General features: G+C 72.7%; 13 protein-coding genes. 7 read left to right on the top strand and 6 right to left on the bottom strand.

What is annotated here, in order from left to right; translation table 11 throughout:
- Positions 1-61: 61 nt before the first annotated feature.
- A complete protein-coding gene (locus tag ABZ948_RS25430) occupies positions 62-682 on the top strand; it encodes a DUF7691 family protein (protein WP_435857596.1) in 621 nt (206 codons plus the stop codon).
- A gap of 194 nt (positions 683-876) precedes the next feature.
- Entirely contained in the window at positions 877-1,479 is a 603-nt protein-coding gene (locus ABZ948_RS25435) for a hypothetical protein (protein ID WP_359763175.1), read from the top strand.
- Positions 1,480-1,506: 27 nt separating this feature from the next.
- Here the strand turns inward: ABZ948_RS25435 and ABZ948_RS25440 are convergent, their stop codons facing one another.
- Genes ABZ948_RS25440 through ABZ948_RS25450 form a run of 3 tightly spaced genes read right to left on the bottom strand, consistent with a single transcriptional unit; the run spans position 1,507 to position 5,692 of the window.
- A complete protein-coding gene (locus tag ABZ948_RS25440; protein WP_359763177.1) occupies positions 1,507-3,192 on the bottom strand; it encodes a thiamine pyrophosphate-binding protein in 1,686 nt (561 codons plus the stop codon).
- A complete protein-coding gene (gene speB, locus ABZ948_RS25445; protein WP_031114210.1) occupies positions 3,189-4,169 on the bottom strand; it encodes an agmatinase in 981 nt (326 codons plus the stop codon). The genes ABZ948_RS25440 and speB overlap by 4 nt, the downstream gene beginning before the upstream one ends.
- A gap of 56 nt (positions 4,170-4,225) precedes the next feature.
- Positions 4,226-5,692 (bottom strand): sodium:solute symporter family protein, encoded by a 1,467-nt coding sequence (locus tag ABZ948_RS25450; RefSeq protein ID WP_359763179.1) that lies wholly within the window; start codon positions 5,690-5,692, stop codon positions 4,226-4,228.
- A 132-nt stretch (positions 5,693-5,824) separates the two neighbouring features.
- Here ABZ948_RS25450 and ABZ948_RS25455 point away from each other — a divergent pair, with 132 nt between their 5' ends.
- Positions 5,825-7,789, top strand: coding sequence for a PucR family transcriptional regulator ligand-binding domain-containing protein (locus ABZ948_RS25455; RefSeq protein WP_359763181.1), 1,965 nt, complete (start codon positions 5,825-5,827; stop codon positions 7,787-7,789).
- A 93-nt stretch (positions 7,790-7,882) separates the two neighbouring features.
- Complete coding sequence (locus ABZ948_RS25460; RefSeq protein WP_359763183.1) at positions 7,883-8,671, top strand: phosphatase; 789 nt, start codon at positions 7,883-7,885, stop codon at positions 8,669-8,671.
- On the opposite strand, the gene ABZ948_RS25465 is transcribed toward ABZ948_RS25460, so the two are convergent.
- The 3 genes from ABZ948_RS25465 to ABZ948_RS25475 form a co-directional block, all read right to left on the bottom strand.
- Positions 8,664-9,551 carry an acyl-CoA thioesterase gene (locus ABZ948_RS25465; RefSeq protein WP_359763184.1) on the bottom strand — a complete coding sequence of 296 codons (888 nt, stop codon included), beginning with the start codon at positions 9,549-9,551 and terminating at the stop codon, positions 8,664-8,666. The genes ABZ948_RS25460 and ABZ948_RS25465 overlap by 8 nt on opposite strands.
- A 35-nt stretch (positions 9,552-9,586) precedes the next feature.
- Positions 9,587-10,744, bottom strand: a complete 1,158-nt coding sequence (locus tag ABZ948_RS25470; protein ID WP_030241240.1) for an acyl-CoA dehydrogenase family protein — start codon at positions 10,742-10,744, stop codon at positions 9,587-9,589.
- Positions 10,745-10,951: 207 nt separating this feature from the next.
- Positions 10,952-11,545 (bottom strand): SACE_7040 family transcriptional regulator, encoded by a 594-nt coding sequence (locus tag ABZ948_RS25475; RefSeq protein WP_359763185.1) that lies wholly within the window; start codon positions 11,543-11,545, stop codon positions 10,952-10,954.
- Between the two features lie 86 nt (positions 11,546-11,631).
- On the opposite strand from ABZ948_RS25475, the gene ABZ948_RS25480 reads away from it, so the two are divergent.
- From ABZ948_RS25480 to ABZ948_RS25490, 3 genes are read left to right on the top strand one after another with little or no spacing between them, the layout of a single operon-like run.
- Complete coding sequence (locus tag ABZ948_RS25480) at positions 11,632-13,248, top strand: carboxyl transferase domain-containing protein (RefSeq protein ID WP_359763187.1); 1,617 nt, start codon at positions 11,632-11,634, stop codon at positions 13,246-13,248.
- A gap of 14 nt (positions 13,249-13,262) precedes the next feature.
- Complete coding sequence (locus ABZ948_RS25485; protein WP_359763189.1) at positions 13,263-15,179, top strand: acetyl/propionyl/methylcrotonyl-CoA carboxylase subunit alpha; 1,917 nt, start codon at positions 13,263-13,265, stop codon at positions 15,177-15,179.
- Complete coding sequence (locus ABZ948_RS25490) at positions 15,176-16,126, top strand: hydroxymethylglutaryl-CoA lyase (RefSeq protein ID WP_359763191.1); 951 nt, start codon at positions 15,176-15,178, stop codon at positions 16,124-16,126. Before ABZ948_RS25485 ends, ABZ948_RS25490 begins: the two co-directional genes overlap by 4 nt.
- Positions 16,127-16,131 lie beyond the last annotated feature (5 nt).

The raw sequence follows: 16,131 nt of genomic DNA on the forward strand, positions 1-16,131 counted from the left end.
GTTCCCCTGTCCCCGATCATGGACACCGGGTGTCCGGCGAACGGGTGAAGGGAAACGAGCGGTGGGCTACTGCCTGGAGATGAGCACCGGCGACATGCGGACGGTGGTGCGGCTGCTCACCGCGGTGGAGCGGACCGAGCGGCAGGAGCGCACGCTCGCCCGGGTGCGCACGGAGTGCGAGCGCACCGACGCCCGGTTCCTGGAGCAGGGCATCGACCTGGACGTCTCCATCCGCCAAGCCCTGGAGGAGCTGATCGACGGCACCCCGAGCACCGACCTCTGCCCCTCGTACAGCTACGCCTTCTATCAGGTCGTCGCCGCGCACTTCTCGGATCCCACCGACCTCGGCGACTGGCGGCGTCCGGCGTGGTTCTACGCCATGGACGACGAACTGGCCCGGCACGGCGTCCCGTCCGACCTGCTCCCCGGCACGTTCCTGTTCAGCGGCCCGCCCCTGCGCCTGCCCCACCCCGGTGACGCGGTGCCCGCCATCGGCACCCTGCCGGCCCAGCGGGCCGCCGCCCTCGCCGACGCCTACGCGTCCGTACTGGACCGGCTGGATCCCGAATTCCGCGCGGCGGCCCGCCGGTTCGCCGAGGTCATGCGGTTCGAGGCGGAGGAGTGGGAGCGTTCGCGGAAGCTCGGGATGAACCCGGACACGCTGCTCTTCTGGTTCCACTGACCTCTGCCCGAACCCTTGACGTCACCTTTCCCACCGGGATACTTGCGGTCGACAGCGCGCCAACTGCCGTGTCGGGCAAGGGCTTTCGTTTCATCCGTTCCGATGTGGACCGCGGTGCCGCATGTCCGAGATCCCGAACGCCGTGCGAAGTGTCGACAGCTTTGTGACGGCCACCCCCACAGGAGGATCCGCAAATGAGCCCACGCAAGGCACTCGTGGCCGCCCTGACGGCCGCGCTGCTGGCCGGCCCCGGCGTCGCCCAGGCCGCCACCCCCCAGACCGCGCCCGCCCCGGCCCGGGAACGCGCCGCGGCGGCCACCATCACCTGGTCCCTGGTCCGCGCGAGCAACCCCACCGCGGACCAGCGCTCCGCCTACGACCTCATCACCAAGGCCATGAACGCGGCGGTGGCCCGCTACAACAACCTCAGCGACCTGGGCAAGACCATCACCGTCCGCTACGAGCCGGGCGTGCCCACCGCCGACGGCAGCACGAACGGCACGATCCGCTTCGGCAGCAACCGCAGCTACATGACCGAACGGACGGCCCTGCACGAGATCTCCCACACCCTCGGCGTGGGACTGAGCGGCGGCTGGTCCCGCCTCGGCGGCAGCGGCACCTGGACCGGCGCGCAGGCCACCGCGCTCGTCAAGCAGTACGACGGCTCCGGTGCCAAGATCTCCACCGGCGGCGGCCACTTCTGGCCCTACGGCCTGAACTACGACAACGAGTGGTCGGGCACGGCGGCCGACCGCCACGTCCACATCGTCGCCGCGATGGTGCGCGACGGGCTGTAGGGACCGCCCGGCCCGCCCGGCCGGCGCTCAGTCCAGGTGCGTCGGCGCGAACATCCGCAGTACGGCGGGGAGCAGGACCACCGAGGGCCCGGGCGCGGCCAGCGCCTTCGCGAGGTCCTTCTCCAGGCTCTCCGGGGTCGTCCGGACCCCGGGGACGCCGAAGGACTCCGCCAGCGCCACGAAATCGGGCCGGGTCAGTTCCGTCGCGGTCGCCTCGCCGAACGCGTCGGTCATGTACTCGCGCAGGATGCCGTAGCCGCCGTCGTCGACGATGAGCCAGGTGACGTTCAGGCCGTACTGGCGGGCCGTCGCCAGCTCTGCGACGGAGTACAGCGCCCCGCCGTCGCCGGAGACCGCGAGGACCGGCCGGGTCGGATCGGCCACCGCCGCGCCGAGGGCCGCCGGGAAGGCGTAGCCGAGGCCGCCCGCGCCCTGGGCGGAGTGCAGGTGGTTGGGGCCCTTGGCGTCGAAGGCCGACCAGGCCCAGTAGGCCAGGATGGTCATGTCCCAGAAGGACGGGGAGTCGGCCGGGAGCGCCCTGCGCACGGACGCCAGCACCTCCTGCTCCAGGGTGAGGTCCTGGGCGGCGATGCGCTCGGCGACCTTCGCGAGCAGGTCCCGGACGCGGTCCGGGGCCGTCGCGTCCTCGCGGGGCGGCACCGTCTCCAGCAGCGCCTGGAGGGCCAGTCGTGCGTCCGCGTGGATGCCGAGGGCGGGGTGGTTGGACTCCAGCTTGCCGAGGTCGGCCTCGATCTGGATCACCCGGCCGCGCGGCTTGAACGTGTGGTAGTTCGAGGAGAGTTCACCGAGGCCCGAGCCGACGACCAGCAGGACGTCGGCGTCCTCCAGGAAGTCCGTGGTGTGCCGGTCCTCGATCCAGGACTGGAGGGACAGGGGGTGCGTCCAGGGGAACGCGCCCTTGCCGCCGGGGGTCGTGACGACCGGCGCCCGGAGCCGCTCCGCCAGCTGCTTCAGCTTGCCCGAGGCGTCCGCCCGCACCACTCCCCCGCCGGCGATGATCGCCGGGCGGGCGGCCTTCGACAGCAGGTCGGCGGCCACGGCCGTCAGTTCGGGGCGCGGGGGCAGCTCCTCGGGGAACGCGTCGCCGCCCGTCACCACCGGGATCGCCGTCTCGGCGAGCAGCACGTCCTGCGGGATCTCCACCCACACGGGGCCGTGCGGGGCGGTCAGCGCCGACTTCCAGGCCGCCTCGATGGCGGAGGGGATCTGCGACTGGGTGCGGACGGTGTGGACGGACTTGACCACGCCCCGGAACGAGGCCGCCTGGTCGGGCAGTTCGTGCAGGTAGCCGTGGCGTCCGCCGCCTAGGCCCGCCGTCGGGACCTGGCTGCTGATCGCCAGCACGGGCGCGGAGGCGGCCGCGGCCTCCTGGAGCGCGGCCAGCGAGGTCAGCGCGCCCGGCCCGGTCGACAGCAGCAGCGGCGCGGCCTCGCCGGTGATCCGGCCGTAGGCGTCGGCCGCGAACCCGGCGTTGTTCTCCACCCGCAGGCCGATGTAGCGCAGGTCCGAGCGGCGCAGCGCGTCGAACATGCCGAGCGCGTGCTGGCCGGGCAGGCCGAAGACGGTCGTCGCGCCCAGGGCGGCCAGGGTCTCCACGACCAGGTCTCCGCCGTTGCGGCCGTCAGGAGGGTTGAGGGCGGCCTCCGTCTGGGCGGGCGTCGGGCGGAGCACCAGGTCGTGGTCGTGGGTCACTTGGCTTCCGAGTCCTTCCGGGCCGCGGCGATCTGGCGGGACATGATCGTGGTCAGTTCGTACGCCGTGTGGGAGGCGGCCACCGACGTGATCTCCGCGTGATCGTACGCGGGGGCCACCTCGACGACGTCCGCCGAGACCAGGTTGCAGGAGGCCAGGCCGCGCAGGATCTCCAGCAGTTCGCGGGAGGTCATGCCGCCGGCCTCGGGGGTGCCGGTGCCGGGGGCGTGGGCCGGGTCGAGGCAGTCGATGTCGATGGAGATGTACAGCGGCCGGTCGCCGATGCGCTGGCGGAGCTGGTCGGCGACCTCGTCGGCGCCCCGGCGGTAGACGTCCGCCGAGGTGACGATGCCGAAGCCCATCTTCTCGTCGTCGGTCAGGTCCTGCTTGCCGTAGAGCGGGCCGCGGATGCCGACGTGCGAGAGCGCCTCGGTGTCGAGGATGCCCTCCTCCACCGCCCGGCGGAACGGGGTGCCGTGCGTGTACTCGGCGCCGAAATAGGTGTCCCAGGTGTCGAGGTGGGCGTCGAAGTGCAGCAGGGCGACGGGGCCGTGCTTCTTCGCGACCGAGCGCAGCAGGGGCAGCGCGATGGTGTGGTCGCCGCCGAGGGTCATCAGCCGGGCGCCCGTGCCGAGCAGGTCGTCCGCGGCCGCCTCGACGGTCTCCACGGCCTCGTTGATGTTGAACGGGTTCACGGCGATGTCGCCGCCGTCCGCGACCTGCGCGAGGGCGAACGGGGAGGCGTCCTGCGCCGGGTTGTACGGGCGCAGCAGCCGGGACGCCTCACGGATGGCGTTGCCGCCGAAGCGGGCGCCCGGCCGGTACGAGACACCCGAGTCGAACGGCACGCCCACCACGGCGACATCGGCCCGGCCGACCTCGTCCAGCCGGGGCAGCCGGGCGAAGGTGGCGGGACCGGCGTACCGCGGGATGCGGGAGGAGTCGACGGGCCCGCGCGGAGTCTCGTTGCTGCTCATGAAGAAATGCCTTCTTTCCTACGCTTCATCGCGTATGTACTGCTTGCCTTACGACTCTACTGGGGAGCCGCGACCGGTTCGGACGCGAGTTCGGGGGACCGGCCCGCGAGCCGCTCGCGCCAGGCGGCCAGCACGGCGGCGTCGGTGGCCGGAGTGGCCAGGGAGACGATCATGTACGCGGCGAGCGAGGCGAGCAGGCCGTAGTAGACCGGCTCGTTGGCGAGGATGCCGTGGGTCGCCATCAGCCCGATGACCGCGAGGCCGCCGACCACCACGGAGGCCAGGGCGCCGTACACCGTGCCGCGCTTCCACACCAGACCGCCGAGGATCGGCACGAGCAGCCCGCCGACGAGGAGGTTGTAGGCGACGGTCAGCGCCTCGACGACGTCGTCGATGGCGATGGCCGTGGCGATGACGGCGAGGCCCATGAGGAGGATGAACGCCCGGTTGCCCTTCACCTCGTCGTGATCGTCGGCCGGTGCGCTCCGGCCGATCCCCCGCAGCCGGGACCAGATGTCGTTGTTGGCGACGGTGGCGCAGGCGATCAGCGCGCCGGAGGAGGTCGACATCACGGCGGCCAGGGCGGCGGCCAGCACCAGCCCGCGCACCCCGACGGGCAGTTCCTCCTTCACGATCGTCGCGAAGGCGTCGTCCGCGCTGCCGAGCTTCGGGTACAGCACCTTGGCCGCCGTGCCGATGACGGCACCGGCGAGGGCGTAGGCGAGGCAGTACGTGCCGGCGACGGTCCCGCCCCACTTGGCGGTGCGGTCGCTGCGGGCGGTGAAGACGCGCTGCCAGATGTCCTGCCCGATGAGCATGCCGAACGTGTAGATCAGCACGTAGGTGAAGATCGTCTCGCCGCCGATGCCGAGCGGGTCGAAGTACGCGGTGGGCAGCTGCGCCCGCATCTCGCCGAACCCGCCGGCCTTGACGACGGCGATGGGCAGCAGGAGCAGGAGCACGCCGATGGTCTTGACGACGAACTGCACCATGTCCGTCAGCGTGATCGACCACATGCCGCCGAGGGTGGAGTACGCGACGACGATCGAGCCGCCGAGGACGATCGCGAGCGTGCGGTTGATGTCGAACAGGACGTCGAAGATCGTGGCGTAGGCGATGGTCGAGGTCACGGCGAGCATCAGCGTGTACGCCCACATGACGACACCGGAGATGATGCCGGCGCGACCGCCGCCGTAGCGCAGGTCGAGCATCTCGGAGACGGTGTAGACCTTCAGCCGGGCGATGCGGGCGGAGAAGAACACGGACAGGGCGAGCAGGCCGAGGCCGATGGTGAACACCATCCAGGCGCCGCTCAGTCCGTACTGGTAGCCGAGCCCCACCCCGCCGATGGTGGAGGCGCCGCCGAGCACGATCGCCGCCATGGTGCCGGAGTACATGGCCGGGCCGAGGCGGCGGCCCGCCACGAGGAACTCGCTCTTGGACCGGGCGCGGCGCATGCCCCACCAGCCCATGGCCAGCATCCCGGCCAGGTAGACGACGATCACGAGGTAGTCGACGGCCATGGGGCCTCCTTCGCGCACGCTCGGTCGCGGGGGACGACGAGGTTGACGAGGACTGACCCTAGGTGGCCGGAAAGCGACTGCGAAGTGTACGTTTCATCCATTCGCGAGGCACTGACCGGAGGGAACGCACACATGCCGGATCCGGCTGTCCCGCCCACCCCGCCGGTACCGCTGACCGACCTGCTGGCCCGCGAGGACCTGGCGCTGCGCCGGATCGCGGGCCCCGCCGCCCGGGACACGGTCGTCCACTGGGTGCACACCTCGGAGATGGCGGACCCGTACCCGTATCTGCTGGGCGGGGAGCTGCTGCTCACGGCGGGCGTGCACATCCCCGAGGCGGCGGGGTCCGGGACCTACTTCGACGACTACGTCTCCCGGATCGTCGCGGCGGGCGGGGCGGCCCTGGGCTTCGGTGTGGCGCCGGTGCACGACACGGTGCCGAGGGCCCTGGTCGCGGCCTGCGACGCGCACGGTCTGCCGCTGCTGGAGGTGCCGCCGCAGACCACGTTCTCGGGTGTGGCCCGGGCGGTCTGGGAGCTGATGGCCCGGGCCCGCCTGGCCGAACTCCGCCGCGTGACCGAGGCCCAGCAGAGCCTCGCCTCCGCAGCGTCCCGCCCCGACCCGGTCCCGTCGGTCCTCCGCCGGCTGGCCCAGCGGCTGGGCGGCCGGGCCGTGCTGTACGGCCCGGAGGGGGCGGAGATCGCCGGGGCGGGGAGGGAGCCAGGAGGTGCGGCGCGCGAGGCGCTGGCACGCCTGGCGGAGGTCGTACAGCCGGACCGCCCGGCGCCGCCGGGGGGCCGGACACCGCCGTCCGGCTCCACATCGCGGCACCACTCGGCCGGGGCCCGCCCGGGCGAGCCCGGGGCGGCTCGCTCTCACGCGGCGCAGGGGCCCGGCCCCGAGGCCGACCGCTCCGACCCGACTCCGGCCACCGGCCCCTCTCCTTGGAGCCGCCCTGGCCCGGACCCAGCCGCCGGTAACTCACCCGCGAGCCGCCCCGGCCCGACCCCGACCACCGACCCCTGTCCCACAAGCGGGCCGGCCTCCGCAACCGACACCGGCCCCGCACCCACCAGCCGCCCCGGCCCGACCACCGGTCACTCACCCACGAACCGCCCCGGCCCGACCCCGACCACCGACCCCTGTCCCACAAGCCGGCCGGCCTCCGCAACCGACACCGGCCCCGCACCCACCAGCCGCCCCGGCCCGACCCCGGCCACCGGTCCCTCACCACCCACAAGGCCCCCGGCCTCCGCCACCGGCACACGCCCCTCCGCCACCAGCCGCCCGGCCTCCGCCACCGACACCGTCGCCGGTGTCCATCTCGCGGTCTACGCCCTGGGCTCCGGGCCCGGCTTCGTGCTCGGGGTCGCCACCCCGCACCGCGCCCCCGGGGACCACACCATCGCCTCCGTCGCCGCCGTGCTGCTGGCCCTGCTCACCGGCGACCAGCGGAGCGGCACCGGTGCGGCCCGTTCCGCCGCGCTGGTGCGGCTGCTGCTGGGCGCGCCGCCCGAGGAGGCCGCGTCGCTGCTGGGCGGTGAGCGGTGGCTCGTCGTGCACGCCCGGCCGGACGCGGACGGCGCCCCCGACCCCGTGGCGGCCTCCGCGCTGGGCGCCGCGCTCGGCTCCGCACTGGTCGATCCGGCGGGCGACGTCGTCCGCGTCCTGGTCCCGGCCGACCGGGAGCCGGCCCCGCTGCCCGGCTGGACCCTGGGCGTCAGCGCCGCCGTCGCGCCGGCCGACTGGCCCGCCGCCGACACCCAGGCGGCCCGCGCCCTGGCCCGGGCCCGTGCCACCCGGGCCCCGCTGCTCCGGCACAGCGACCGCCCCGCCCTCGCCGACCTGGTCCCGCCCGGCGAGGCGGCGGCCCACGCCCGCGCGCTCCTCGCCCCGGTGACGGCACACCCCGCGCTCACCGAGACGCTGCGCGCCTGGCTCTCCCTGCACGGCAGTTGGGACCGCACGGCGGTCGCCCTGTCCGTGCACCGCAACACCGTCCGGCAGCGCATCGCCCGCTGCGCGGCCCTGCTGGAGACGGACCTCGACGACCCGGACGTCCGCATGGAGCTCTGGTTCGCGCTGCGGCAGGTCTGAGTACGTGAGCGGGGCCCCACTGAGTACGTGACGCACGTCCCAGCGTGCGATACGCCAGGGTCGGCCGCTGGGGGCTGCCTCACAATGGGTGCCATGCCGATACCCGGGACACCCAGCCGCGCCGAACTCGTCGAGCACCTCGTCAGGACGCGCATCGCGGGCGACGTCGCCACCCCGCGCGAGAACAACCTCTCCCACTACCGCAAGCTGGCGAACGGCGACCGCCACTACTGGCTCGGTCTGGAACTCGGCGACCGCTGGAGCGACGAGCAGGACGTCCTCGCGGTGATGGCGGAACGGGTCGGCGTGAACGACGACCCCGAGCACCGGTACGGCCAGGACACCATCGACCCGGAGCTGACCGTGGCCGGGCTGGAGCGGATGGCCGGGCGGCTGCGCAAGGCGGCGGACGGCCAGCAGCGCGTCCTGTTCGCCACGGGCCACCCCGGCGGCCTGCTCGACGTGCACCGCGCGACCGCGGCGGCCCTGCGCGCGGCCGGCTGCGAGATCGTCGTCATCCCGGACGGCCTGACGACGGAGGAGGGCTACGTCATGCAGTTCGCGGACGTGGCGGTCCTGGAGCACGGCGCCACCCTCTGGCACACCCACTCGGGCGAACCGATGAAGGCGATCCTGACGGCCCTGGAGCGCGAGGGCCGCCCGCTGCCCGACCTGGTCGTCGCCGACCACGGCTGGGCCGGCTACGCGGGACAGCACGGCGTGGACTCCATGGGCTACGCCGACTGCAACGACCCGGCTCTCTTCATCGCGGAGGCGGAGGGCACCGTGCAGGTGACGGTGCCCCTGGACGACCACGTGGTCAGCCCCCGCCACTACGACCCGATGACGGCGTACCTGCTGGCGGAAGCGGGGCTCAGCTAGGTCCCGGGCCCGGCTGACGGGGGACGCGGACCACGCCCTCCTGGATGACCGTGATGGCCAGCCGCCCGTCCTGGGTGTAGATCCGGGCCTGGCCCAGTCCCCGGCCGCCGTACGCGGACGGGGACTCCTGGTCGTACAGCAGCCACTCGTCCGCGCGGAACGGCCGGTGGAACCACATCGCGTGGTCCAGCGAGGCCCCGACGACGTCCCCGACGGCCCAGCCGCCCCGGCCGTGCGCGAGCAGCACGGAGTCGAGCAGCGTCATGTCGGAGACGTACGTGGCGAGGACGACGTGCAGCAGCGGGTCGTCGGCGAGCTTGCCGTTGGTGCGGAACCACACCTGCGAGTGCGGCTCGCGGGGTGCGCCGAACTTCCCGTACGGCGGCTCGTCGACGTACCGCAGGTCGACGGCGGCACGCGCCTCCAGGAACTTCTCCACCACCACCGGGTCGAGGTGCCCGTACCCGTGCAGCCGTTCCTCACCGGTGGGCAGCGTCGCCGGATCGGGCGAGGCGGGCATCGGCTCCTGGTGGTCCAGCCCGTCCTCGTACACCTGGAACGACGCCGACAGGTGGAAGATCGGCTTGCCGTGCTGGACGGCGACCACCCGGCGGGTGGTGAAGGAGCGGCCGTCGCGGATCCGGTCGACGGTGTAGACGATGGGCGCGCCCGGGTCGCCGGGGCGCAGGAAGTACGCGTGGAGCGAATGCGCGGGCCGGTCCTCGGGGACCGTCCGCCCGGCCGCGACCAGCGCCTGCGCCGCGACCTGCCCGCCGAAGACCCTGGGGACGACGGCGGACCGGGACCGGCCGCGGAAGATGTCCTCCTCGATCTGCTCCAGGTCGAGCAGATCGAGGAGGTCCTGAAGTGCCTGGCTCATGAGAACTGTTGTACCGGCCAATGACTACGGCCGGCTTACAGCCCCATGTCCTTCGCGATGATCGACTTCATGATCTCGCTGGTGCCGCCGTAGATGCGGTTGACGCGGTTGTCCGCGTACAGGCGGGCGATCGGGTACTCGTTCATGTAGCCGTAGCCGCCGTGCAGCTGGAGGCAGCGGTCGATGACGCGGTGGGCGACCTCGGTGCAGAACAGCTTCGCGGAGGCGGCCTCGGCGGGGGTGAGCTCACCGGCGTCGAGGGCCTCGGTCGCGCGGTCCGCGACGGCCTCGGCGGCGTCCACCTCGGCCTGGCAGGCGGCCAGCTCGAACTTGGTGTTCTGGAAGTGCGCGACCGGCTTGCCGAAGACGGTGCGCTCCTGCACGTACTGCTTGGCGAAGCGGACGGCGGCCTTGGCCTGCGCGTAAGCGCCGAAGGCGATGCCCCAGCGCTCGGAGGCCAGGTTGTGGCCGAGGTAGTAGAAGCCCTTGTTCTCCTCGCCGAGGAGGTCCTCGACGGGCACCTTGACGTCGACGAACGCCAGCTCGGCGGTGTCGGAGGTCTTCAGGCCGAGCTTGTCGAGCTTGCGGCCGACGGAGTAGCCCTCGGACTTGGTGTCGACGGCGAAGAGGGAGATGCCGTGGCGGCGGTCCTCGGCGGTCGGGGCGGAGGTGCGGGCGCAGACGATCACACGGTCGGCGTGCACGCCGCCGGTGATGAAGGTCTTGGCACCGTTGAGGACGTAATGAGTCCCGTCCTCACTCAGCTTGGCGGTGGACTTCATGCCCGCGAGGTCGGAACCGGTGCCCGGCTCCGTCATCGCGATGGCCCACATCTCCTCACCGGTGACGAACTTCGGCAGGTACCGCTTCTTCTGCTCGTCCGTCGCCAGCATCTTGATGTAGGGCAGGGCGAGCAGCACGTGCACGCCGGAGCCGCCGAACTGGACACCGGCGCGAGCGGTCTCCTCGTACAGCACGGCCTCGAACTTGTGGCTCTCCAGGCCCGCGCCGCCGAACTCCTCCGGCACGTTGATGCCGAAGATCCCCAGCTCACCGAGCTTGTAGTAGAAGTCGCGGGGCGCCTGACCCGCCGCGAACCACTCGTCGTACACGGGTACGACCTCGGCCTCGATGAAGGCGCGAAGGGTCTCCCGGAACGCCTCGTGATCCTCATTGAACACCGTACGGCGCACGCCGCCACCTCCACGACTTCGCATGTCTAAGCGCTTGCTCAGCCAAAGATACCGGCGAGTATCGAGGGGCGTCCAGGGCGAGGGCACAGCGGACGGGGTAACGCTCGTCACGCCGGGAGGGGGGTGAGAGGCGGGTGGGGCGAGGCTCATGGAGGGCAAGCCCAGCCTCCTGGCCGACCATGTCGGACGGGCGGGCGAAGAAAGCCCCTACTCCCCCGCCGCCGCGAACGCCCCCCGGGCCATCCGATGGAGCAACTCCGCCGTGGCCCCCCGCCCGGGCAGAGACCCGGCCCTCCCCAGATGCGGCGTCGAGTTCAGCAACCCGAACACCGAGTGCACGGCAGACCGAGCCGCCGGCTCCCCCAACCCGGGGTACACCTCCCGCACCACCCCCACCCACAGCTCCACATACTGCCGCTGCAGCTGCCGCACCATCTTCCGGTCACTGTCCCGGAGGCGATCCAGCTCCCGGTCGTGCAGGGTGATCAGGGGCCGGTCGTCCAGCGCGAAGTCGATGTGCCCCTCGATCAGCGAGTCCAGCAACCCCTCCGCCCCACCCCCGTCCGCCTCCGCCACCCGCCGCTTCGCCCCGGTCAGCAACTGCCCGCTGATCCCCACCAGCAGCTCCGCGAGCATCGCGTCCTTGCCCGCGAAGTGCCGGTACAGCCCGGGCCCGCTGATCCCGACCGCGGCGCCTATCTCGTCGACCCCGACCCCGTGGAAGCCCCGCTCGGCGAACAGCCGCGCGGCCTCCTTGAGGATCTGCTCACGGCGGGTGGGGGCGTCGGTTCTCGTGGCCATGAAATCAATTCTAGACAGGGAGGTTAGCGCTCGTTAACCTGAAGGAAATGCGTTAACGCTCATTAACAAGTGAGGGGACCCGCAGGATGCACGAGGCACCGGAGCTCACGAGCGCGGCAGACCCCGCGTCGGAGGCCTTTCGGGCCAACGAGGAGGCGCACCGCACCCTCGTGGAGGAGCTGCGCGCCAAGCTCGCCGCGGCCGCACAGGGCGGCGGCGAGAAGGCCCGCGCCCGCCACACGGCCCGCGGCAAGCTGCTCCCCCGCGACCGCGTCGACACCCTCCTCGACCCGGGCTCGCCCTTCCTGGAGCTGGCCCCGCTCGCGGCCGACGGGATGTACGAGGGCCAGGCCCCGGCCGCCGGCGTCATCGCCGGCATCGGCCGGGTCAGCGGCCGCGAGGCGGTGATCATCGCCAACGACGCCACGGTCAAGGGCGGCACGTACTACCCGATGACGGTCAAGAAGCACCTCCGCGCCCAGGAGGTCGCCCTCGACAACCGCCTCCCCTGCGTCTACCTGGTGGACTCCGGCGGCGCGTTTCTCCCCATGCAGGACGAGGTCTTCCCCGACCGGGACCACTTCGGGCGGATCTTCTACAACCAGGCCCGCATGTCCGGCGCCGGCATCCCCCAGATCGCCGCGGTCCTCGGCTCGTGCACGGCCGGCGGCGCGTACGTCCCGGCGATGAGCGACGAGGCGGTGATCGTCCGCAACCAGGGCACGATCTTCCTCGGCGGCCCACCCCTGGTGAAGGCGGCCACCGGCGAGGTCGTCACGGCGGAGGAGCTGGGCGGCGGCGAGGTCCACTCCCGCGTCTCGGGCGTCACGGACCACCTCGCGGAGAACGACGCGCACGCGCTGCGCATCGTCCGCACGATCGTCTCCACCCTCCCCGCCCGAGGCCCCCTCCCCTGGGAGGTCACGCAGGCCATCGAGCCCAAGGTCGACCCGCAGGGCCTCTACGGCGCGGTCCCGGTCGACTCCCGCACCCCGTACGACGTGCGCGAGATCATCGCCCGGGTCGTCGACGGCTCCCGTTTCGCCGAGTTCAAGTCCGAGTTCGGCCAGACCCTGGTCACGGGCTTCGCCCGGATCCACGGCCATCCGGTGGGCATCGTCGCCAACAACGGCATCCTGTTCTCCGAGTCCGCCCAGAAGGGCGCCCACTTCATCGAGCTGTGCGACCAGCGCGGCATCCCGCTGGTGTTCCTGCAGAACATCTCCGGGTTCATGGTCGGCAAGGACTACGAGGCGGGCGGCATCGCCAAGCACGGCGCCAAGATGGTCACGGCCGTGGCGTGCACGCGCGTACCGAAGCTGACGGTCGTGGTCGGCGGCTCCTACGGCGCGGGCAACTACTCCATGTGCGGCAGGGCGTACTCCCCCCGCTTCCTGTGGATGTGGCCGAACGCCAAGATCTCGGTCATGGGCGGCGAGCAGGCCGCCTCGGTCCTCGCGACCGTCAAGCGGGACCAGCTGGAGGCCCGCGGCGAGTCCTGGCCGGCGGAGGACGAGGAGGCTTTCAAGGCCCCGGTCCGTGCGCAGTACGAGCGCCAGGGGAATGCCTACTACGCGACGGCCCGCCTCTGGGACGACGGGGTGATCGACCCGCTGGACACCCGCCAGGTCCTGGGCCTGGCCCTGACCGCGTGCGCCAACGCGCCCCTGGGTGACCCCCAGTTCGGCGTCTTCCGGATGTGAGGGGACGGACGACGATGTTCGAGACAGTGCTGGTGGCCAACCGGGGCGAGATCGCCGTACGCGTCATCCGGACGCTGCGGTCGATGGGCGTGCGCTCGGTGGCCGTCTTCTCCGACGCGGACGCCGACGCCCGGCACGTCCGCGAGGCGGACACGGCGGTGCGGATCGGCCCGGCCCCGGCGTCCGAGAGCTACCTGTCGGCGGAGCGCCTGCTGGAGGCTGCGGTCCGCACGGGCGCCCAGGCCGTCCACCCCGGCTACGGCTTCCTCGCCGAGAACGCCGCCTTCGCGCGCGCCTGCGCCGAGGCCGGCCTGGTCTTCATCGGCCCACCGGCGGACGCGATCGCGCTGATGGGCGACAAGATCCACGCCAAGGAGACGGTCCGGGACGCCGGAGTGCCGGTCGTCCCCGGCGGCCGCGACCCGGATCTGGCGGAGGCGGCCCGCGCGCTGGGCGCGCCCGTGCTGCTGAAGCCGAGCGCGGGCGGCGGCGGCAAGGGCATGCGCCTGGTCCGGGACCTGACCCGCCTGGAGGACGAGATCGCCTCGGCCCGCCGCGAGGCCCGGGCCTCCTTCGGCGACGACACGCTCCTCGTGGAGCGCTGGATCGACCGCCCCCGCCACATCGAGATCCAGGTCCTGGCCGACGGCCACGGCAACGTGGTGCACCTCGGCGAGCGCGAGTGCTCCCTGCAGCGCCGCCACCAGAAGATCATCGAGGAGGCGCCGAGCGTGCTCCTCGACGAGGCGACGCGTGCCGCGATGGGCGAGGCGGCGGTCCAGGCGGCCCGCTCCTGCGGCTACCGGGGCGCGGGCACGGTGGAGTTCATCGTCCCGGGCACGGACCCGTCGTCGTACTACTTCATGGAGATGAACACCCGTCTCCAGGTGGAGCACCCGGTCACGGAGCTGATCACGGGCCTGGACCTGGTCGAGTGGCAGCTGCGGGTCGCGGCCGGGGAACCCCTCGGCTTCACCCAGGAGGACGTACGGCTGACCGGCCACGCGGTGGAGGCCCGGATCTGCGCCGAGGACCCGGCCCGCGGCTTCCTCCCCTCCGGCGGCCGGGTCCTGAGGCTGCGCGAGCCCCAGGGCGACGGCATCCGCACCGACTCGGGCCTCACGGAGGGCACGGAGGTCGGCAGCCTCTACGACCCGATGCTCTCCAAGGTCATCGCGTACGGCCCGGACCGCGCGACCGCCCTGCGCAAGCTCCGCGCGGCCCTGGCGGAGACGGTCACGCTCGGGGTGCAGACCAACGCCGGTTTCCTGCGCCGCCTGCTCGCCCACCCCGCGGTGGTCTCCGGCGACATGGACACCGGCCTGGTCGAGCGCGCGGTGGAGGACCTGGTCCCCACGGACGTCCCCGAGGAGGTCTACGAGGCGGCGGCGGCCGTACGCCTGGAAGGGCTGACGCCCCGGCCGGGCGGCTGGACGGACCCCTTCTCGGTCCCGAGCGGCTGGCGCCTGGGCGGCGCCCGGAGGCCACCCGCCTTCCCGCTGCGGGTGCAGGAGCCGCTGGAGTACACCCCGCGCGGCACGGCCACGGTCACCGACGACCGGGTCGCGGTGACCCTGGACGGCGTCCGGCACACCTTCCACCGCGCCGCCGACTGGCTCGGCCGCGACGGCGACGCCTGGCACGTCCGCGACCACGACCCGGTGGCCGCGTCCCTGACCCGCGCGGGCCAGGCGGGCGCCGACTCGCTCACCGCGCCCATGCCCGGCACGGTGACCGTCGTCAAGGTCGCCGTCGGCGACGAGGTGAGCGCCGGTCAGAGCCTGCTGGTGGTGGAGGCGATGAAGATGGAGCACGTCATCTCCGCCCCGCACGCCGGCAAGGTCACCGAGCTGGACGTGTCGCCCGGCAGCACGGTCGCCATGGACCAGGTCCTGGCGGTCATCGCACCGAACGAGGAGGCGACGGAATGACAGTCCCGGGGCTCCCGATGTCCGTCCCGGCCGGGGACCTCCCCAGCCGCGTCCGCATCCACGAGGTGGGAGCGCGCGACGGCCTGCAGAACGAGAAGGCGACGGTCCCGACGGAGGTCAAGGCGGAGTTCATCCGCCGCCTGGCCGACGCGGGCCTGACGACGATCGAGGCGACGAGCTTCGTCCACCCCAAGTGGGTCCCCCAACTGGCGGACGCGGAGCAGTTGTACCCGCTCGTCGGCGATCTCCCGGTGGCCCTCCCGGTCCTCGTGCCGAACGAGAGGGGCCTGGACCGCGCCCTGGCCCTGGGAGCGAGCAGGGTCGCGGTCTTCGCCAGTGCCACGGAGTCCTTCGCCAAGGCCAACCTCAACCGCACGGTGGACGAGGCCCTGGCGATGTTCGACCCGGTGGTGAGCCGGGCGAAGGCGGCGTCGGTCCACGTCCGCGGCTATCTCTCCATGTGCTTCGGCGACCCGTGGGAGGGCCCGGTCCCGATCCCGCAGGTCGTGCGGGTCTGCCGGGCTCTGATGGACATGGGCTGCGACGAACTGAGCCTCGGCGACACGATCGGCGTCGCGACCCCGGGCCACGTCATCGCACTCCTCGCCGCCCTCGACGAGGCGGGCATCCCCCCGGCCGCCCTCGGCGTCCACTTCCACGACACCTACGGCCAGGCGCTCGCCAACACGCTCGCGGCGCTCCAGCAGGGCGTGACGACGGTCGACGCCTCCGCGGGCGGCCTGGGCGGCTGCCCGTACGCCAAGTCGGCGACCGGGAACCTCGCCACCGAAGACCTCGTGTGGATGCTGCGGGGCCTCGGCATCGACACCGGCATCGACCTCGGCCGCCTCGTCGCCACGAGCGCGTGGATGGCCGCCCAATTGGGCCGACCCAGCCCGTCCCGCACCGTCCGAGCCCTGTCCCACGAGGACACCGAGGAGCAGTGATCACG

This window comes from Streptomyces olindensis, from assembly GCF_040645895.1.
Taxonomy (GTDB): Bacteria; Actinomycetota; Actinomycetes; order Streptomycetales; family Streptomycetaceae; genus Streptomyces; species Streptomyces olindensis.